Here is a 19,885-nt window from a genome sequence, read left to right as displayed (position 1 = left end):
TCACAGCTGGTGCGAGGAGTTAATTATCCGTTAACGTTTGATTAACTTTTTCGTATAAATCTGGCGCCAAATTATCCAATTTACTCAAGCCTATTAATTGCTCTTTAAGCTTGCTTCGCTGTGTGGTTGGCAGGCGCCGCCACTTCAATAATGGTGACAACAAACGCGATGCTACTTGCGGATTTGAGCTATTCAAGCGAGTAATTGCTGCAATAATAAACGCGTAGCCCTCACCATTACTTTGATGCAGTTGGCCAAGATTGTGCGTAAAACTAGCTAATAGTGCATAAATCCGGTTTGGATTACCCCAATTAAACGCAGAATGTTCAGTAAGCACCTGAACTGTACTTACGCTTCCGCTAATAGGAGCCGTTGCTTGAGTAGCAAGCCACTTATCCATAACCAATGTTTCGCCTTGCCACTGCTCGGCAAAATCGTTGAGTAAATGCGGTGCGATTTCATGGTTAGCATGCACGGCTGCTTGTAAGGCACCAAATTGCAGAGTCATGTTACCCACAACTTGAAATTGCTTTCGCAGAGCTGAAGTTACGTCATCACGGTTTGAGAGTAAGGCTAAGTAACTTAGTGCCGTATTGCCTAGCATCCGCGCAGCAATCGATTCAGATTCAAGCTCGTTTGCATCTAAATCTACTTGTTCCCAAGCTCTCTTAAGCTCAACTTCAAGCGAATTCGCCATGGCGTAACGTAATTCTGATACTGCACGACATACCTCTTCGATAGGAATAACATCATATTCCTGGCTCACCGTTTCTTCACCAGGAATTTGCAATAATAAAGCACTCATTGCTGGGTCTGCGTGAGGCTTAATAAGCTCTTCACGAAGCACAGATATTAATTTCTCCGGCATAACTAACGGCTGTTGGTTATCAATGGAGAGCTGCAATGCCGTTAAATAAATTTGCTGAACCGCATCCCAACGCAAAAATGGGTCGTTACAACCAGCTATAATAGCCAGAAGCTCTGATTCTGGCCGCTTGAAGCTAAGCCGAACTGGTGCAGAAAAATCAGCAAACAACCCTGCTACCGGTTTTTCCTTAACATTGTTGAAGGTAAAGGTTTGTTGTTGCTCTTTTAGTTCCAATAACGTAACGATAGATGGCTCATCAGATAAACATAAATCGAGTGATTTACCCGCTAGGTTCACAAATTCCACACGTATAGGGATATGGAATGGATGCTTATTCGGCTGGCCTGGGGTAGCTGATGTATTTTGGCTGAGCATCAACGTGTAAATGTTCTTTTCAGCGTTATAATCTTCGGTTACGGAAACTTTCGGGGTGCCAGCCTGGGAATACCAGTTTCTAAATTGAATTAGATCTATTTCACCCGCATCTTCCATCGCTTTTACAAAATCTTCGCAAGTTACAGCCTCACCGTCATGGCGCTGAACATAAAGAGCCATGCCCTTTTGAAATTTTTCTTCACCCAACAAGGTATGCAGCATACGAATAACCTCAGCACCTTTATTGTATACCGTAACGGTGTAAAAGTTATTCATTTCCACTACGCGATCTGGCCGAATAGGATGTGCCATTGGCCCAGAATCTTCTTCGAATTGATGAGTTCGCATAATACGAGCATCTTGGATGCGATTGACCGCCCGCATACCTAAATCAGCGCTAAATTCCTGATCACGAAATACCGTTAAGCCTTCTTTTAGGCTCAGTTGGAACCAATCTCGACACGTAATACGGTTACCCGTCCAATTGTGGAAATATTCATGTCCAATAACCGATTCAACATTAAGGAAATCTTGATCTGTTGCAGTTCGGCTATCTGCTAATACATATTTGGAATTAAAGATATTTAAACCTTTGTTCTCCATAGCACCCATGTTGAAGAAATCGACCGCCACGATCATATAAATATCGAGATCGTAAACCAAATTAAATCGGCTTTCATCCCACTTCATAGCATTAATTAAAGAATTCATTGCGTGCTTTGCCCGCGGTAAATTCCCTTTATCAACAAACACTTGAAGGAGTACTTCGCGGTTGTCCTTGGTGGTAAAACTATCTTCTAGCAGGTCGAAATCGCCTGCTACTAAAGCAAACAGATAAGCTGGTTTCGGGTGCGGGTCGTGCCACGTAACCGCATGCCTTTCGCCATTCTGCTCTTCGGCAATCGGATTACCATTTGCTAACAAGTAAGGATGTTCAGTACGCGAAGCATTTACCGTTGTGGTGAATATTGATAGTACATCGGGCCGATCTAAGTAGTAGGTAATTTTGCGAAAACCTTCGGCTTCGCATTGCGTACAAAACGTTCCTGACGATTTATACAACCCTTCTAAAGAACTGTTTCCCGCTGGGTCAATTAAGGTTTCAACAAAAAGCTCAAACCGCTCCGGAACTTCGTGAATAGTAAGATACTTATCGGTTACCGAAAATTCCTCGTTTGATAACGGCCTACCATCAATGGCTACCCCAACAAGCTGGAGGTTTTCGCCATCTAGCTGTAACTCCGTTACCGCAGAAAGGCATTGTATATCCATTCTGTTTACTACTTGGGTATGGTTATCTTCGAGGTAAAAGTTTAGTTCAGTAGTATGAATCTGAAACGCTGGGGCTTGGTAATTAAGCCTATATTTAGCTTCCGGAGATTGGGTATTACTCATGATTTTATCCTTACAAAAACGCAGGCCGAAGCCTGCGTTTTATCAATTCGGTTTACTTAAGCACTCACACCTCTGGGGGTTGAGCTATTTTCTAGTTTTAATATTTTAAAATCAGTATATGCGTAAATAATAGTCAGCATCGGCACCAGCAACAAGAAGAATGCAAACGGTGCATAATGCAGTGGGTAAACGCCAAGTACCGAGAACATATAGGCGCCACAAGTATTCCATGGAATCAACGCCGAAGTTATCGTTCCGCTTGATTCTAACGTACGAGATAGAACACGTGGATCTAAGCCTGCATCTGCATACGCTTCACGATACATCCTTCCCGGCAATACAATGGCCATATATTGATCGGCCGTAAGTACGTTCGCGCCAAAACACGTAAACACCGTAGCGGTAACTAACGAACCGGTAGATTTTACTAATTTTAATATACCGCGAATTAGCTTCTGTAGTGCCCCACTCGTTTCCATTACGGCACCAAATGTCATGGCACTGATAATTAGCCAAACGGTATTGGTCATGCTTGCCATACCGCCGCCACTGATCAACGAACTCAACTGTGGATTTGCCGCTTCTATTGATACACCATTGGCCAATGCTATCCAAACAACCTCAATAGCACCAACAATGAACACTGCACGATCTTCATTCGCTAAGCTCGCAATTACATCGCTTTGAAATAGCAATGCCCATAATCCACCTACCAAGGCACCAATTAGAATAGACGGTAAGGCAGGCTTTCTCATTGCTGCTAATGTAAATAAAACAGCGAGTGGCACCAGCATAATGGGGCTTATATTAAAGATTTCGTTAAGCTCGTTTTGCATCACCTGTAATGAATCAAGATTTGCTTCACCGCCAGCGCTAAAACCTAAGATTAAAAATAAAACAATAGAAATTGCTAACGCCGGTAAAGCGGTCCAAGTCATATAACGTATATGGCCAAACAGTTCTGTGCCTGCTACAGCGGGGGCAAGGTTTGTGGTATCCGACAAAGGCGACATCTTATCGCCAAAATAGGCCCCTGATATTACTGCACCAGCGGTTATTGGCAATGAAAGCTCCATACCTGTGGCCACACCAATCAACGCAACACCTATAGTTGCTGCAGTTGTCCATGAACTACCGATGGAGAGCGCTACAATTGCGCAGATAATGCAGGAAGCAGCATAAAACCAACTAGGGCTTAAAAGCTCTAAACCATAATAGATCATGGTTGGGACTATACCTGCGAGCAGCCAAGTACCGATCAATGAACCTACCATTAAAATGATAAGTATCGCTCCGAGTGCAACGGAAATTCCCGAAGTAATTCCACTCTCGATACTTTCCCAACGATGGCCATTTTGAAACGCAATTAGTGTCGCTATCGCTGCGGCAATCAACAACGCAATCTGATTCGGGCCATATGATGAATCTTCACCAAACAAGAACACCGAACTACTCAGCATCACAATCAAAGCAAGCAAAGGAATTAATGCTTGCAGATAAGAAGGACGTTTTGTCGTAACCGTCATAAATAGTTTCCGTATTAACTAGTGATTAAAAGTTTATGATGCCAAGCAACTGCAAGAAGATGCAAATAATGGCTATTGGCGCAAGATATCGAACACAGAAGCGCCATACCGCATACCCCTTCTTGCTCATATTTAGCTCTTCTTCTGTGAAGTGACGTTTCATCACCCAACCGGTAAACACTGCGGCCATGAAGCCGCCTAAAGGCAGAAGAATATTTGAAGCTAAGTGATCGATAGCGGCAAAAATACTATCAAGCTCTTTACCGAAGAAATTCCAATCTAATTGCGCCCATCCGGCACCACTTAGTGAAAATACCGTTCCTAAACTAAGTACCCATAGCACTGCACCTGAAGTAATCGCGGCTTTCCACCGGCTGATTCGTAATTTCTCTTCCGCAAATGCTACTGAAGCTTCTATCATTGCTATTGCAGAGGTAAATGCAGCAAGCACCAACATGACAAAAAACAATGTGGAGATTAAATTAGTGAACGGCATGTTCGCAAAGGCTAATGGTAAGGTTTGGAAAATAAGCCCTGGCCCTTCACCGGGAGTTAACCCAAAACCAAACACTATTGGAAAGATTGCAAGGCCTGCAATTAACGCTACTAACGTATCGGCAAGCGCAATCCAAATTGATGTGCGTACAATCGACGCGCCCTTTGGCAAATATGCGCCATAAATAATCATTACCCCAGAGGCTAAGCTCAAGGTAAAGAATGCATGGCCCAAGGCAATGAGCGCACCTTGAGTAGTTAATGCAGAAAAGTTCGGATAGAACATAAATTTAAATGCGGTGGCGAAATCACCAATGTGCGCTGCATAAAGCGCAATGATAACGAGAAGCCCCAGTAAAAGCGGCATCAGATAGGTAACTGCTCGCTCTAAGCCGTTTTTAAATCCTTTACCAACCACCACAACTGTAGACACAATAAGTAGCGTGGTGAACAGCAATAATTCTGGTGCAGAACTAACCATAGCGCCGAATGTTGCAGATACGGTTTCCGGTGTAGCGCCTACAAAAGTACCGCTAACGCTTTTTATTACGTACGAAAGTGCCCAACCGGCAATTACTGCATAAAAAGTAAGAATGATGAAACCGGCACTTAGGCCCATCCAACCTGTGATTTGCCAAGCCGAACTTACACCTGATTCACGGGCGAGCTTTGCTGCTGCATAACCAGGCGAGTTTCTGCCGCGGCGACCAATGAGTACTTCCGCCATTAAAACCGGAACACCAATGAGAAATATAAACAGCAGGTAAAGGAGCACAAAGGCACCACCGCCATTCTCACCCATGATATAAGGGAATTTCCAAATATTTCCGAGGCCCACTGCTGCTGCAGTGGCGGCGAGTACAAAAGAAAAATTACTCGACCAGCGATTGTTTGTGGAACGTTCTATTGTCATAAAGCGAGTACCGTTATTGTTATGGTTTTTCGGCAATATTATTTTTTACAGGGTGCTAACTTACAAATAAGGGCCTGCAACGGCAAGCCCTTATTTCATTTTATGCTGATTTTATAAGTTTTTTATATCAAAAATGCACCACAATAATAAATTAGAGGATTAGTTTTTAATCGTTTTTAACGCTTCGAGTGCCACCATTCATTGCGTGTACATAATCAGCTGCAACCTCAATTGCTTCGCGCAAAAACACATCTGGCGCGCGATAGGCTTCGTCTACGCCCTCTAGCGAATCAACAGGTTCTAAGCCTGCAAGTTCAAGGCGCCTATTAATGCGTTCAAGATTACGTGCCTGGTCTGCTTCCGTTTCCGCTTCCCGTTCAGCGCGCACTAACGAAATAAACTTACGATTGCGCATTTCACGATAGCGCTCAACATCTTCTGAAATGAACGAAAATTCCTGATCTTCGGCAATTCTTATTGCATGTTCAGCATTTAACTTTTCAATTAAAGCATTATTAACAAAATTGAACGCTCGGAAATCCACCGGGTCGATCTGATCCCAAGGAAGCGCGTTATCAGCTCGGCTCTCACCAAACTCTTCAGGATCAACTAAGCTTGGAAACGCCACATCAGGAACAACACCTTTGTGCTGAGTTGAACCGCCATTAATTCTATAGAACTTAGCCATAGTATATTGCACGCTACCCATCGGGTTGCTACCTAAATCAAAACGGCGTTGCAAACCACGGTGCTGTTGAACTGTGCCTTTACCAAAGGTGTTTTCACCCACAATCACTGCGCGGCGGTAATCTTGCAACGCCGCAGCAAAAATCTCAGAAGCCGAGGCGCTAAAGCGATCGACCATTACCACCATGGGGCCATCGTAAACAACAGTCGGGTCAGGATCGCCACTTACATCAACTCGCCCACTACTCTCGCGCACTTGTACAACAGGGCCAGATGGAATAAACAAACCAGTTAAGGTAATTGATTCGTTCAGCGCACCACCGCCATTGCCGCGTAAATCAACCATTAAACCTGCGAGTTCTGGTTCTGCATTCACTTCAACTAATAGCGCTCTCACATCATCGGTAAGTTTATTATAAAAACCGGGGATCGTAATAACCGCAAATTTATCGCCAGTATCACTGGTTTCATAGCTCAGTTTTGCTTCACGATCTTCTAACCGAACCTGCTCACGCACAATTTCAACCGCCTGCGGTGCTGCACCTGAACCATCACTTTCTTTTAAAACTTGTAGCCTAACTACACTGCCCTTAGGGCCTTTTATCAGTTCTACTACATCATCGAGCCGCCACCCGATAACATCTACAAACTCTTGGTCACCTTGAGCAACTGCAATTATTCTATCGTTCGGAGCGAGCTTATCTGAACGCTCTGCTGGGCCACCTGGAACCAATGAACGAATAACTGTGTAATCATATTCGGCTTGCAGAACCGCACCGATACCTTCTAATGAAAGGTTCATGTTCTGCTGAAAACGCTCTGCGTTTCGTGGCGATAAATAGCTAGTATGCGCATCAACACTGCGAGCAAACGCATTCATTACCGATTGAAATGCATCTTCGCTGTTGTATTGGGTTATTTGCTGCTGAGCTGAACGATACCGACGCTCTAGGTTTTCAATAATTTCTTCTGGTTCACGTCCCGCAAGCGCCAAATTTAAAGCATCACTGCGAACACGTTGTTGCCAAATATCGTTAAGTTCTTCGGTGGATGTTGCCCACTCGGCTTCAGTGCGATCAAATTGATACTCGGCACCCTCTTCATCGAAATCAAATTCTTCTTCGATAGCTTTAAGCTGCGCAAGTGCAAATTGGAAACGCTCAAATCGGCGTTGCATATTTAGTTGATGAATTGCAAACGCAACCCTAAGGTTGCCATCAACGAGGGCTTCATGAAAGTTATCACGGTGTTCACTGAACTGCTCAATATCGCTATCCAGCATAAACATGCGGTTGTAATCGAGTTGCTCGAAATAGCGATCAAAGATTTGTTGCGACATCGCAACATCAAGCTCAACGTTGCTGTAATGATAACGCGTGAAATAAGCGGCTATACGGCGGCTTGCTGCTACATGCTGAGATTCCGGCTGAAGTACCGGAATATCGCTCACATTGTAACTCACATCGTCTTGCGCGATTGCAGGCGTGATACCTAAGGCAACACTTGCAAATAACGCCGTAACAAAAGCTATTCGTTGTACAACCTGCTTAATCATTCATACTCCTATCAAACGCGAAACAAATCAGCTATCAAAACTCTAACCGACATTCCGGTTGGCAACTGAACTTGTGCCGCATTTTTATCAATCTCGGTTATGGTACCGGTAACGGGAAAACTACCTACTTTAATTTGCACAGCCTGACCGATTTTTACTTGGTCTGGTTTTATAACTTCAAGCGGACCATTTGCTTTCGGCGTTGCTTTTTTCTCAGTAGCCGAACTTCCTAATGGATTAGTACGGCGAGATTTCGGTTTTGTACCAACCTTACTTTTACCGTCCTTATCCTTTCTGACACCATCTTGCGCGTCTTTGTTCTTGGCTGCACGGGCTTTTGTCGCAGCAGCCTTGCTTTCTGCCGCACGCTCAGCACGTTTCGCTTTTGCCCGCTCTTGCGATTCAGCCAATTGCAATTGAGCGTGCTCTTCATGATCAGCTTCTACTAGCCCAGCATCGTTGCCATCTAAATCAACCCGTTCTACACCCGCTTTAACGCCGCGCAAATAGCGCCACGAGCCGGTATACTGACGCAAAGCTGAGCGTAAACGTGTTTTGCTTACATGCTCATCGTCAGCAAGGCGAATGGCCAAATCATCAAAAATACCAATTTTTAGCGGTCGCGCCTCTCCTTCAAGCGTGAAGCACGTTGGAAACTGTGTTGCCAAATATGCAATCACTTCTTTACTGGTGGAGAGTTTTGCCGTGTTTTCCATTTAATTAACCTTCATCGAGCTGTTCGTTTTGGCCATCTTGTTCGATTCGATGTACCAAGTGAGTTATGTAATCTTCTAATTCATCAACTTCTGATTCAATCAGCCCAAGTTCTCGGACCCACATCTCAGATATTTCAATAACAAGCTGTTCAATTTTTTCTGCATCCCAATAATCGCTAGTCTCTGCTTCACGAATAATGGTGTACAACATCGCATTTAGATTATCGGCCGCTTGCTCCGCATCTTCTTCAAAAAACTCCATATCATGTATTGAAACTAGATATGGGCGAACATCAAATATTTCCATTAGCCTACCAATTTAAACTTGCTAACAAAGGTAACAAAGCGGCAAGCCCTACTTCATCAGTTGCACTAAAACGATTAGCCTGCGGGCTATCGATATCAAGCACCGCAACAGTTTTGCCGTTCACCACGATAGGTAAAACAATCTCGGAATTACTTGCTGAATCACAAGCTATGTGGCCTGGAAAAGCATGTACATCGGCAATTCGTTGAATTTTTTGGCTACTAGCTGCGGTTCCACACACGCCTTTTCCAAACGGAATGCGAACACACGCAACTTTACCTTGGAATGGGCCGAGAACGAGCTCCTCGCCGTCAGCAAGATAAAAACCTAGCCAATTTAAATCATCAAGCTGCTCATAGAGCACAGCGCTGATGTTTGCCAAGTTTGCAATTAGATTAGGTTCACCAGTAACTAATGCACTGAGTTGCTGGTTCAAGCTTTGATAATGCTCAGCATTGCCTTTTTCTGTAGGCGTTTCGGTAACAAACACAGTTTTATTTCTCCGTATCGCTAGATTGCTCACTATCTTTATCTGGAGCTGTATCATTTACTTTAAACCGGGCTATATCGGAACCCGCACGCAAGCGCAGCTCGGCACGGAAATCACCTTTGGTTTTCATCAGGAGTTCGCCAGAAGGGGCTATAGTAAAATGATCATCTTGATTCAAGCGTTTTGCTTGATACACCATTACTAATTCCATGGCATTTTCGAGTTGCGTTGCCGAAAGTTTATTTCCATCCGGCCAACGCCCAGTTTCTACGGCATTTTTCATCCGCTCATAAATTTCTGGTGTCATTGCCCTTAAGGCATCTTCATACTGCATAATTATCGTTGTCGCTTAATAATATAAATGCGGGCGCGGGCTGTGAGGTACCAAATAAAGCTCAGTACAGCAACCGCAAGTGATACGCTCGGCATAAATTGCCAGCCTTCAACCTTTGTCCAGTCGTAAAAAGTGCCGGTGATACCTGCAACGAACAACAGGATGGCAAGCATTTGATGGCTTACGAGCTTGCTCACTTTAATCGAACGTTGGTTCCGCGCCTTGCGCGCTAAACTATCAACGTCGTGAGCTCCGAGCATAAAACCACATTCACCACAAACAGCCGCTTTATCTGAAACTTTCTTTCCGCAACCGGGGCAATTAATAATTGCCATATTTAAATCACCTAAACTAAATTGTAAGAATTCGTACTTGCTACGCTAAATATGAAAAGACAGTTCCCTGCACGATTCTCTGCAACTATCTCTCTGCGAATACACAAGCTAAACCTTATCATAGCAGCCTGTAAGCTCAGGGTCATCACTCGATTCCTAATCTGTACGCTTAATTGCGTTATATTACTCTCGGTTTTCGACCAGTGGCACAATCAATGGGGTTTTGTGTTCGTTTTAGCGTAGAGCTTTCGGTTTAACTGTGGCAAAGTATCACTAACAGAACAATAACAACAACGAGAGGATCTGATGGAAAATCTGGTCAGTACACTAAATAGTATCATTTGGAGCCCGGCCCTAGTATTTCTCTGCTTAGCAGCAGGCTTGTTTTACTCAATACTTACCCGCTTTGCGCAAGTTCGCCATTTCAAAGAAATGGTGAAACTGCTATTTAGCCCGAATGAATCAAGTAAAGGTATATCATCGTTTCAAGCACTTGCGGTTACCCTCTCGGGGCGTGTAGGTGTTGGTAATATTGCGGGCGTTGCAGCCGCTATCGGTTTTGGTGGCCCCGGTGCCGTATTTTGGATGTGGGTTGTTGCCTTCCTCGGAGCGAGCACCGCATACGCCGAATCAACATTAGGCCAGATATACAAAGTTGAAGAAAATGGCCAGTATCGTGGTGGCCCAGCCTATTATTTCGAAAAAGCCCTTGGGCAAAAGTGGCTAGCTATTATTTTCGCCATTTCCGCCATTATCGCCTGCGGTATCTTTCTTCCGGGAATACAAGCAAATGCTGTTGGCAATGCTGTAACACACGTATTTGGTGATGGTAATTTAGTTACCACAGATTACGGCGATGTTGGCAGCAATAAGTTAATTGCGTTAGCCGTTATTCTAATCGTGCTGGGCTTTATTATCTTTGGTGGTATTCGCCGTATTGCAAACTTCACGCAAGTTGTAGTGCCTTTTATGGCACTTGCTTACATTATCATGGCGCTAGTTATTGTATTCCTAAACCTAAATCAAGTTCCTGGTATTTTCGCTATGATCTTCACCGATGCCTTTACCGCTCAAGCCGGTTTCGGTGCCGCTATTGGCTGGGGCGTTAAACGGGGTATTTACTCTAACGAAGCAGGCCAAGGTACAGGCCCTCACGCCTCTTCTGCAGCTGAAGTTGATCACCCTTCACAACAAGGTTTAGTGCAAGCGTTTTCGGTGTACGTTGATACCTTGTTTGTATGTACTGCTACCGCATTGATGATTCTGATTACTCAGCAATACAATATTGTTGCCGAAACAACTGGCGCTTTGATAGTTCAAAACGTTGATGCGGCAACCGAAGTTGCATCACCCGCTTTTACTCAGCTCGCACTCGCAAGTGTTTTTGGTAACTTTGGGCAAGGTTTTGTTGGTGTAGCCATATTCTTCTTTGCATTCACTACTATCCTTGCTTATTACTATATTGCTGAAACTAATGTGGCCTACCTAAATCGCTACATTAAAAACCGCTTTTCATTGTTTATCGTGAAAATGGTTATCATGTTTATGGTGGCTTACGGCATGGTGAATAGTTCCGGATATATTTGGAATCTTGGTGATATTGGTGTTGGTTTAATGGCTTGGATCAACATTCTCGGTATCTTGGCAATCTTCTTTGTAGCGAAACCGGCTATCATGTGTTTACGCGATTATGAAGAACAGAAGAAAGCCGGTGGCCCGATTATCTTTGACCCAATAAAACTCGGGATCAAAAAGGCTGATTTTTGGGAAAAGCGTATCGCAAAACAACGCGCCGAAGGCACTGTGCCTCCAGCGGAAACACCAGATAAGTAATCATTACATATTTATCGATACGAAAAAGCCGAGTTTACTTCAAACTCGGCTTTTTTATATTGATGATTTAAAACGTTAAATTAAGAATCAACGTAATTCATCAACCACATCAAGAATGGCCTTCAGTGTATCGCGGCCAAAATTACACGAGCGAATATCCGACCATTGCTGATAAGGCTCAGGTAAATCATCATTATCTTTAAATGGCATTTCGATAGTAAAAGCTAAACACTTAAAACGTTCGGCCACTGCACTACTCGCAACTGTAAGATTCGCTTGGCCAGGTGCTTCTTTTTCGTAACCATACGTAGTTTGAAATTCAGCGGTTGCCGCGCGATATGCTTTACGGAAGCTATCTTCAAGGTTTGCATGGCGTTCATCGTATGAAGGGATTCCCTCAGAGCCAGCAATAAAGTTATAGGGTAAGTTTTCATCACCGTGAACATCAAGATACATATCAACACCGATAGCATCCATCTCTTCCAATACGTGATAAACCTCTGGGCTCTTTTCTAAGGAAGGTGCCGCCCACTCTCGGTTTAAGTTTACACCCGCGGCATTGGTGCGTAGATGCCCTCTTAGGCTGCCATCAGGGTTCATGTTTGGAACGATATAGAACACTGTTTTATCCAGCAGTTGGCGAGAAACAGGCTCATCTTCATCGAGTAAGTGCTCAAGCAAGCCCTCTACAAACCATTCCGCCATTGTTTCGCCCGGATGCTGACGGGCAGTGATCCAGATGTTCCGTTTGTGTGCCGCTGGCTCGCCCACAATGAGCATGTTCATTTCGCGGCCATCTAAAGTGGTGCCAAGAACACATTGCTGCACCCAAGCTGATTGCTGTGCTACTTGTAATAAATCCAGATGGCGTTCCCAGCTATATGGAACAAAGTAGGCATAAAACACGGTTTCTTGCTCTGGTGTATGGGTGATGGTTAGTTTTTCGCCATCAAACGCAGTAGGCACACGAAACCAATGTTCGCGATCATAGCTTGCCATAGCCTGATAGTTCTCCCAACCTTTCGGATACGCCGAACCGCCAGCATTCTCAATCACCAAGGTGTGCTCAACATCGATTTCACCGAATAGTTTGAAGTGAAACCACTGGTAGAAATCAGATTGGTTATCTTTGCGGATACGTAAGCGAATATTATCGGCGCTATCGGCACTTATTACATCGATATTGCCACTATCAAAGGCAGTAGAAATAAACATGGAAATCCTCAATATTAAAACATGCTGTTCAAAGTTAAGAATACGGGTGGTTTCAAAACAATAAACTGCTAAAAAAATAAGCGCCCGAAGGCGCTTAAATATTGGTAAATCACTTACGCTGGAACGTTGGGTACAATTAATCCAGCCATATCTTGCACTACGCGCAACACTTGGCAACTATAGCCAAACTCGTTGTCGTACCACACGTAAAGCACAGCCCGATCGCCATCAACAATCGTTGCTTGTGAATCAATAATACCTGCATACCGGCTACCTACTAAATCTGAACTTACAATTTCAGTAGATGAGGTGAAATCGATCTGATTCTGTAAATCTGAATTCAAAGCAACCTGGCGTAAATATTCATTCAAACCTTCTTTATCGGTTGCTTGGCCGAGATTTAAATTCATGATGGCCATCGATACATTCGGCGTAGGAACACGAATTGCGTTACCGGTTAGCTTACCTGCTAACTCGGGTAATGCTTTTGCTACTGCTTTCGCCGCGCCTGTTTCGGTTAGTACCATATTCAATGGCGCTGAACGGCCTCGGCGCTCGGCTTTGTGATAGTTATCAATAAGGTTCTGGTCGTTAGTGTAAGCATGCACAGTTTCAACGTGGCCGTTTTTAATCACAAATTCATCATTGATTGCTTTTAATACAGGGGTAATCGCGTTTGTTGTGCAGCTAGCAGCCGATACGATTAAATCGTCAGCTTGAATATCACTATGGTTCACGCCATGTACGATATTCTTAATGTTGCCTTTAGCAGGAGCTGTTAATAATACCTTCGCGGCGCCTTTTGATTTTAAGTGCAAGCCCAAACCATCTTCGTCTTTCCATACACCAGTGTTATCAACAATAATTGCGTTGTTAATGCCATATTGGGTGTAATCGATAGAATCTGGAGAGTTAGCGTAAATCACTTGAATCTGTGTACCGTTTGCTTTAATTGCACTATTCGCGTGATCAACAGTAATCGAGCCATTAAACGGGCCATGCACTGAATCTCGACGCAACAAGCTAGCTCGCTTCTCTAAATCGCCTTCACCACCACCACGTACAACAATAGCTTTTAAACGTAGTTTATTGTTACGGCCATTGCGCTCAATCAGTAAACGCGCGAGTAAACGGCCAATGCGGCCAAACCCATAAAGAACAACATCGCGAGGCTCTACGTCATCGGCTTTACCCACCAAATCACCGAGCACGCGCTTAACATATTCTTCAACACTCTCCTCGCCTTGGCGCTTACCGCCAAAGTGATAGCCGAACGCAAGTTTACCCACATCAACACGCGCTGGAGCCATTTCAGTTTCAGCAATTGCCTGTAAAAAAGGATAACTTTCACGCAAGCGTAACTTTTGCCCTTCATGCTGACGCACTAACCGGTGCGTTTTGATGATATCGATAGTTGAACCATTGAGGAGGCTCCGGCCATAAACCAGAATCTCAACTCCTTTGGTACGATATAAACGACCAATTAATGGCTGCATTAATTCAGCAAACTCTTGGCGTTCTTCCCAGCTTTTTAACGTAATATCGTTCAGCGCGTCACTCATCAGTAAACCTTTATTGATTCTTACGAATGTAACGAAAAATTCTAACTCGAAGGGGCTTTTTAACCGCGCATTCGAACCAGCCTAAAATGCGAGCGCCATTGTACTTAATTTAGCAACAAACTGCTACTTTACCGCTTTGCTTTAGCTTCAAAATCGAGCGACAACGAATTAACACAGTATCGTTGTCCTGTTGGCTCTGGGCCATCAGGAAACACATGGCCAAGATGACCATCGCAATTAGCACATAGAATTTCGGTACGCTCCATACCATGGCTTTTATCGGTTACATATTTAACCGTATTAGGTTCAGCGTCGTAAAAGCTTGGCCAACCGCAACCGGCGTCAAATTTAGTTTGTGCTCGGAATAAAATTGAACCGCAGCCTGCACATTTATAGCTACCATCTCGTTCTTCTTGCAATAACGCCCCAGTAAACGGGCGCTCTGTTCCCTTTTGTCGTAAAACTCGATAAGCCTCTGGGCTGAGTTCTTGGCGCCATTCAGCGTCAGTTTTTTGGTTACTCATAGATTTCCCTTGTTTATTCGTTTATTTGCGTTATCCATTCATACATTGGCCACATTCATTATGTTAATATTAGAACTATCGCAGCAAGTTAGTAGAGCAATAGCCTATATATGTTCGTATACGCAGCTATTTCTGTATAGTTCATAAGAACACGTTCAACAGTAAGGTTAATGTAATCATGTTAAGACGCACCAAAATTGTAACCACCTTGGGCCCAGCAACTGATAGATCAGGTGTACTAGAAGCATTGATCAAAGCAGGCGCTGATGTTGTTCGCTTAAATTTCTCTCATGGTAACGCTGAAGATCATATCAAGCGAGCCGAATCAGTACGCGAAATAGCAAACCGGCTTGGCTATCACGTTGCCATTTTGGGTGACCTTCAAGGCCCTAAAATTCGGGTGGCGCGTTTTGTTGATGGTTATGTTGAGCTCGAGAAAGGTGCTCACTTTATTCTTGATGCTGCTTTTGATGGCACCGCCGGTAATAGCGAACGCGTTGGCCTAGATTATAAAGAACTACCGAAAGATGTTGAACGTGGCGATATTCTTCTGCTCGATGATGGCCGTATCCGCCTGGAAGTTACTGATGTTGCCGGTTCTGAAGTGCATACCGTGGTAACCGTAGCAGGTACCCTTTCCAATAATAAGGGTATTAACCGTATGGGCGGCGGCCTTTCTGCGGCTGCGCTTACTGACAAAGATTACCGAGATATTGAACTTGCAGCGCAAATTGATGTAGATATTTTAGCTGTATCCTTTCCTCGCAGTGGCGCAGATTTACAATTAGCACGAGCGCTTCTAAATAAAGCAGGCTGCGATGGCGCTATTTGCGCGAAAATTGAGCGTGCAGAAACGGTTGCAACTGATGAAGCTCTCGACGATGTTATTTTAGAATCCGATGTAGTGATGGTTGCACGCGGCGATCTGGGTGTAGAAATTGGTGATGCACAGCTAGTAGGTAAGCAAAAGCGCATCATTCAACGTGCTCGCGAACTAAATAAAGTAGTTATCACGGCAACGCAGATGATGGAATCGATGATCGATAACTCTATGCCTACACGTGCCGAAGTAATGGATGTAGCCAACGCGGTTCTTGACGGTACCGATGCAGTAATGCTCAGCGGCGAAACCGCAGCTGGCAAATACCCTGTTGAAACCGTTTTAGCCATGGCGGAAATTTGCAGCGGTGCCGAGGAATATCCTGCACTGCGATTAACCCGTGATCGCCTAGAAGAATCGGTTCCCTCTGTATCACAAGCCACTGCACTAGCGGCTATGTATACTGCAAATCACTTAGAGGGTGTAACTGCCATTATTGCACTTACAGAATCAGGACACACTGCTAAGTTAATGTCGCGCATTCATACAGATTTGCCAATTTTTGCGCTCTCACGGCATGAGCACTCACTCAATAGAGCCAACTTATATCGCGGTGTTTACCCTGAATACTTCGATTCAACCGCATCAAGCCCGCAGCGGGTTCTGCGCGATGCAATCGAGTTAATCGAAAAGCGTGGGCATATACAAAAAGGCGACATGGTTATCATAACCCATGGCGATGTTATGGAAACTATCGGCAAAACCAATACCAGTAAAATTCTTCAGGTTTAGCGTTATATTTGAAGCCCCTGCCCGCTATTGAAATATGTTGCAGTGGGCTTCAAAGGCTAAAGCTCTACGTTCCGTTGTTCCATCATTCCACGAAAATCACGGCGTAGGCGATCTACCTGGCGAGTTAACCGGGTTCGCTGCCGATTAGTTAAGCTTTCATGCAATTTCACCATCAACAGTAGCGATTTCTCGTTAGAAATAGCCAGTTTTTCGTTCATCTCAGCACTACGAAACTGCTCAGGGTTCATAAATAGATCAGCTAATATTTCTGCAAAATCGTTGCTGTTACGCTGTTCCAAAGCACTAGCGAAGGCGTTATGCCAATCTTGTTGATATGCATACCATTGCCGATTCACGATCGGAGCCTGCATACTCCAATCATTAATCTTTTCTTCTTGTGTATTATTTGGCCTGCCGCCATAGTTTCGAAATGAATCAATAAACCGAGAAGCTCTGCGTTGCTGGGGATACATATCATTCCCTTCTGCTATTTCCGCTTCTGCATTTTGCAAACGTTCATGCTGCTCATCTAACCGATTTTGCATATTGGCAAGCAGTTCGCTTACCTGTTCATCATCTAGGCTTTGCAACAGGCGTATTGAAGGCGCTATGAGTTGCGCTCGTATTTCCTGCCAATAAACAAGCATTTCATCGCTGTAACCAGCGATAGCTTCCGGCTCAATCTCAGGTGTTTGTAGCAGGCGATAAATATCGTTCAAGAGTTGATGATAGTTCGGCATTTGCGTTTCGGCATGCCATTGCAAAAATTTATCAGTTTCTTCCCGTAAAATTGCATCTTGTTGATCAGTTAAACTAACGTAATTCCCTGCTTGCCAACTAATAAGTGTTTCGGCATAGCGGTACCCTAACTGGCGGCTACTGCAGCTAGAAATCATGAGCATGGTAAGGCAACAAATAAGAAGAATAGAAAGAGAACGCATGATAGCCAACCTTGTATGTTTGCTAATTACTTAGGTGTAATTACATTCATTAAACTACGGTGACGCCGTTATGATTGATCATCTATGCACAGATATGCTGGTTTTTTAACAAGGAATAAACGGTTTTAGGCTAAGCCAAGCACTAATTGCTTAATACGATCTTTGTAGCTACGGCTAACTTTTAACTCTTGGCCATTTTGTAAAATTAAGTGGTATTCGCCATTTTGTCGGCTGCAGAGCTTCTCAACTTGCCCCAGATTCACAATTGCCGAGCGATGAATACGCTGAAACAACCGCGGATTTAATTCCTGTTCAAGCTCTTTCATTGTGCGGCGGAGAATATGGGTTTGGTTAGCCGCATGAATACACATGTAATCGCCCGCGGCGTCAATCCATTCAATTGAGTTGATTGCTACCCGAGTAATTTCACCGCTATCTTTAATCGCGATGTGATCAGGATAGTTTTCGATTAAGGGTGCCTTGCCCTCGGCAAGTTGCTGTAATATTTCCTCAACATCACCACCGGTGATCTCTGCAACTAGTTTAACTAACCGCTGCTGGTAACCGCTGGTTTGTTCAGTGCGTAATTCTTCACCAATTCTAGCAATAGCAACCGCTAGGCGCTCTTCATCAACCGGCTTTAATAAATAATCGATCGCTCGCACTTCAAACGCACGAATAGCATAATGATCATAAGCCGTTACAAAAACAACCGCTGGCATTTGCGCCGCTTGCTCTCGAATTAAGCGCAAAACATCAAAGCCATTTAAACCTGGCATCTGAATATCAAGAAACACTAAATCTGGAGCTTCACGCACAATCATTTCAACGGCTTCTCGGCCGCTTGAGGCTTCGCCAACAACTTCAACATCAGCGAACGCATCCAAACGAATGCGCAAGCCTTGGCGTGCTAGTGGCTCATCATCAACAATTACTGCGCGAATGCTTTGTTTCATAAGGTTCAAATCGTATTGTTATTGTGCATATTAATGCTCTGCGGTTTGCCATGGTAACTTTAATGACGCAACGCAACCTGTGGGTGTATTAGCCGACAGATTAAATGAGAACTGTTTTCCATACAAGGCCTTGAGCCGTTGTTTAGTATTTACTAATCCTACACCTGAGCCGCGAATCTTCATTTTTGTTGGATCGAACGGTTCTGGGCCATTATCGGCCACAGTAATAATCAATTGGCCATCAGCAACGGTAGCATTGATATCGATACGCCCTAAACCTTCCGTTTTCGCAATCGCGTATTTCACTGAATTTTCAACTAACGGCTGCAAAATCAAGCTCGGAACCAACGCTTGTTTTGCTTCGTCCGATACATTCACGTTTACTTCGAGGCGGTCGCCAAAACGTACTTTTTCAATATCGAGATACAACATTGCAGCCGATATTTCTTGCTCTAGGGTAATACGCTTGATCGGTTCGTTATCCAAAGAAAAACGTAAAAACCGGCTCAGTTTGCTCATCATCTGATTCGCGCCTTTGGTATCGTTCACCAATATCAGCGTTGAGATTGCGTTCAGAGTATTGAATAAAAAATGTGGGTTTAGTTGATATCGCAACATTTTAAGTTGGGATTGATGCGCCATTGATGCTGCCGCCAGAGATTTCTGTTGCGCATCTTGTAGTAATTGATAGTACTTAATAACGAAATACAAGCCACTCCATGTCAGCATGATATAAAATTTAGCGATCGTGTGCTGAAAGTAAAAAAGCAAATTCGTTGGCCGAAATCCAAATTTATAGATTTCCCAATTAGTAAGATTATCAATTACCGCCCAAGTAGCCGCTGCAAAATAGGAGCAGAGCAGCACCACTACAACTTGCACCATTGGATGCACGTTCCAGATAGAACGATAGATATAGCGCATAGGTACCGTGAGCAAGAATCCACCATAGGCACCTAGCAAAACGATAACAATCCAGATCTCACGCATTTCGTGCATGAGCGAGCCCATGTATTGCACTAATGCATAGCCTAGCCAACCGGCAGTTTGCAGCAGCCAAAACATCTTATTTCTATCTTCTAGATAAGAACGCCAGTTCAAACTTGATCCTTATTCATCTTGATAAACATACTTAGTATTGAATTGTACTCGAAGTACTTGAAAATTCGATGCCATTCAACTGGAAAGTATCATGCTTAGTCGCATCTATAACCTCATGATACACTAGGCACATTCGGTAAACGCT

General features: G+C 44.0%; 17 protein-coding genes. 2 read left to right on the top strand and 15 right to left on the bottom strand.

What is annotated here, in order from left to right:
* Positions 1-19: 19 nt before the first annotated feature.
* The 9 genes from pepN to A28LD_RS04165 form a co-directional block, all read right to left on the bottom strand.
* Positions 20-2,638, bottom strand: coding sequence for an aminopeptidase N (gene pepN, locus A28LD_RS04205; RefSeq protein ID WP_007419821.1), 2,619 nt, complete (start codon positions 2,636-2,638; stop codon positions 20-22).
* Between the two features lie 56 nt (positions 2,639-2,694).
* Positions 2,695-4,164, bottom strand: a complete 1,470-nt coding sequence (nhaC, locus tag A28LD_RS04200) for a Na+/H+ antiporter NhaC (protein WP_007419820.1) — start codon at positions 4,162-4,164, stop codon at positions 2,695-2,697.
* 25 nt (positions 4,165-4,189) lie between these two features.
* The gene (locus tag A28LD_RS04195; RefSeq protein ID WP_007419819.1) at positions 4,190-5,572 is read right to left on the bottom strand and encodes a sodium-dependent transporter; all 1,383 of its coding nucleotides are present in this window, start codon (positions 5,570-5,572) and stop codon (positions 4,190-4,192) included.
* 166 nt (positions 5,573-5,738) lie between these two features.
* On the bottom strand, positions 5,739-7,814 hold the full coding sequence (gene prc / locus A28LD_RS04190; protein ID WP_007419818.1) for a carboxy terminal-processing peptidase: 2,076 nt from the start codon (positions 7,812-7,814) through the stop codon (positions 5,739-5,741).
* Between the two features lie 11 nt (positions 7,815-7,825).
* Entirely contained in the window at positions 7,826-8,530 is a 705-nt protein-coding gene (gene proQ / locus A28LD_RS04185) for an RNA chaperone ProQ (RefSeq protein WP_007419817.1), read from the bottom strand.
* Positions 8,531-8,534: 4 nt separating this feature from the next.
* Positions 8,535-8,837, bottom strand: a complete 303-nt coding sequence (locus tag A28LD_RS04180; RefSeq protein WP_007419816.1) for a hypothetical protein — start codon at positions 8,835-8,837, stop codon at positions 8,535-8,537.
* Positions 8,838-8,841: 4 nt separating this feature from the next.
* Positions 8,842-9,327: a GAF domain-containing protein gene (locus A28LD_RS04175; RefSeq protein WP_007419815.1), complete on the bottom strand. Its 486-nt coding sequence runs from the start codon at positions 9,325-9,327 to the stop codon at positions 8,842-8,844.
* Between the two features lie 4 nt (positions 9,328-9,331).
* The gene (locus tag A28LD_RS04170; protein ID WP_007419814.1) at positions 9,332-9,661 is read right to left on the bottom strand and encodes a YeaC family protein; all 330 of its coding nucleotides are present in this window, start codon (positions 9,659-9,661) and stop codon (positions 9,332-9,334) included.
* 2 nt (positions 9,662-9,663) lie between these two features.
* Positions 9,664-9,996 (bottom strand): zinc ribbon domain-containing protein, encoded by a 333-nt coding sequence (locus A28LD_RS04165; protein WP_007419813.1) that lies wholly within the window; start codon positions 9,994-9,996, stop codon positions 9,664-9,666.
* 306 nt (positions 9,997-10,302) lie between these two features.
* Between A28LD_RS04165 and A28LD_RS04160 the strand changes: the two genes are divergently transcribed.
* Positions 10,303-11,829: an alanine/glycine:cation symporter family protein gene (locus A28LD_RS04160; protein ID WP_007419811.1), complete on the top strand. Its 1,527-nt coding sequence runs from the start codon at positions 10,303-10,305 to the stop codon at positions 11,827-11,829.
* An 87-nt stretch (positions 11,830-11,916) separates the two neighbouring features.
* Here A28LD_RS04160 and A28LD_RS04155 read toward each other — a convergent pair whose 3' ends face one another.
* The 3 genes from A28LD_RS04155 to msrB form a co-directional block, all read right to left on the bottom strand.
* Complete coding sequence (locus tag A28LD_RS04155) at positions 11,917-13,044, bottom strand: M14 family metallopeptidase (protein WP_007419810.1); 1,128 nt, start codon at positions 13,042-13,044, stop codon at positions 11,917-11,919.
* A gap of 113 nt (positions 13,045-13,157) precedes the next feature.
* Positions 13,158-14,606, bottom strand: coding sequence for a glyceraldehyde-3-phosphate dehydrogenase (locus A28LD_RS04150; RefSeq protein ID WP_007419809.1), 1,449 nt, complete (start codon positions 14,604-14,606; stop codon positions 13,158-13,160).
* Between the two features lie 128 nt (positions 14,607-14,734).
* Positions 14,735-15,130 carry a peptide-methionine (R)-S-oxide reductase MsrB gene (msrB, locus tag A28LD_RS04145; RefSeq protein ID WP_007419808.1) on the bottom strand — a complete coding sequence of 132 codons (396 nt, stop codon included), beginning with the start codon at positions 15,128-15,130 and terminating at the stop codon, positions 14,735-14,737.
* A gap of 178 nt (positions 15,131-15,308) precedes the next feature.
* On the opposite strand from msrB, the gene pyk reads away from it, so the two are divergent.
* Complete coding sequence (pyk, locus tag A28LD_RS04140; protein ID WP_007419807.1) at positions 15,309-16,742, top strand: pyruvate kinase; 1,434 nt, start codon at positions 15,309-15,311, stop codon at positions 16,740-16,742.
* Between the two features lie 56 nt (positions 16,743-16,798).
* Here pyk and A28LD_RS04135 read toward each other — a convergent pair whose 3' ends face one another.
* The 3 genes from A28LD_RS04135 to A28LD_RS04125 all read right to left on the bottom strand — a co-directional run bounded on the left by A28LD_RS04135 (position 16,799) and on the right by A28LD_RS04125 (position 19,740).
* Positions 16,799-17,683 carry a DUF6279 family lipoprotein gene (locus A28LD_RS04135; protein WP_007419806.1) on the bottom strand — a complete coding sequence of 295 codons (885 nt, stop codon included), beginning with the start codon at positions 17,681-17,683 and terminating at the stop codon, positions 16,799-16,801.
* 125 nt (positions 17,684-17,808) lie between these two features.
* Complete coding sequence (locus A28LD_RS04130) at positions 17,809-18,639, bottom strand: LytR/AlgR family response regulator transcription factor (protein ID WP_007419805.1); 831 nt, start codon at positions 18,637-18,639, stop codon at positions 17,809-17,811.
* A 30-nt stretch (positions 18,640-18,669) separates the two neighbouring features.
* Positions 18,670-19,740, bottom strand: coding sequence for a sensor histidine kinase (locus tag A28LD_RS04125; RefSeq protein ID WP_007419804.1), 1,071 nt, complete (start codon positions 19,738-19,740; stop codon positions 18,670-18,672).
* Positions 19,741-19,885 lie beyond the last annotated feature (145 nt).

The organism is Idiomarina sp. A28L (genome assembly GCF_000218785.1).
GTDB lineage: Bacteria > Pseudomonadota > Gammaproteobacteria > Enterobacterales > Alteromonadaceae > Aliidiomarina.
This window is presented reverse-complemented; position numbering and strand designations above follow the sequence as displayed.

What these genes read in the sequence shown, in the direction of transcription:
- pepN (WP_007419821.1), bottom strand. Translation starts at nt 2,638, where the DNA reads ATGAGTAATACCCAATCTCCGGAAGCTAAATATAGGCTTAATTACCAA.
- nhaC (WP_007419820.1), bottom strand. Translation starts at nt 4,164, where the DNA reads ATGACGGTTACGACAAAACGTCCTTCTTATCTGCAAGCATTAATTCCT.
- A28LD_RS04195 (WP_007419819.1), bottom strand. Translation starts at nt 5,572, where the DNA reads ATGACAATAGAACGTTCCACAAACAATCGCTGGTCGAGTAATTTTTCT.
- prc (WP_007419818.1), bottom strand. Translation starts at nt 7,814, where the DNA reads ATGATTAAGCAGGTTGTACAACGAATAGCTTTTGTTACGGCGTTATTT.
- proQ (WP_007419817.1), bottom strand. Translation starts at nt 8,530, where the DNA reads ATGGAAAACACGGCAAAACTCTCCACCAGTAAAGAAGTGATTGCATAT.
- A28LD_RS04180 (WP_007419816.1), bottom strand. Translation starts at nt 8,837, where the DNA reads ATGGAAATATTTGATGTTCGCCCATATCTAGTTTCAATACATGATATG.
- A28LD_RS04170 (WP_007419814.1), bottom strand. Translation starts at nt 9,661, where the DNA reads ATGCAGTATGAAGATGCCTTAAGGGCAATGACACCAGAAATTTATGAG.
- A28LD_RS04165 (WP_007419813.1), bottom strand. Translation starts at nt 9,996, where the DNA reads ATGGCAATTATTAATTGCCCCGGTTGCGGAAAGAAAGTTTCAGATAAA.
- A28LD_RS04160 (WP_007419811.1), top strand. Translation starts at nt 10,303, where the DNA reads ATGGAAAATCTGGTCAGTACACTAAATAGTATCATTTGGAGCCCGGCC.
- A28LD_RS04155 (WP_007419810.1), bottom strand. Translation starts at nt 13,044, where the DNA reads ATGTTTATTTCTACTGCCTTTGATAGTGGCAATATCGATGTAATAAGT.
- A28LD_RS04150 (WP_007419809.1), bottom strand. Translation starts at nt 14,606, where the DNA reads ATGAGTGACGCGCTGAACGATATTACGTTAAAAAGCTGGGAAGAACGC.
- msrB (WP_007419808.1), bottom strand. Translation starts at nt 15,130, where the DNA reads ATGAGTAACCAAAAAACTGACGCTGAATGGCGCCAAGAACTCAGCCCA.
- pyk (WP_007419807.1), top strand. Translation starts at nt 15,309, where the DNA reads ATGTTAAGACGCACCAAAATTGTAACCACCTTGGGCCCAGCAACTGAT.
- A28LD_RS04135 (WP_007419806.1), bottom strand. Translation starts at nt 17,683, where the DNA reads ATGCGTTCTCTTTCTATTCTTCTTATTTGTTGCCTTACCATGCTCATG.
- A28LD_RS04130 (WP_007419805.1), bottom strand. Translation starts at nt 18,639, where the DNA reads ATGAAACAAAGCATTCGCGCAGTAATTGTTGATGATGAGCCACTAGCA.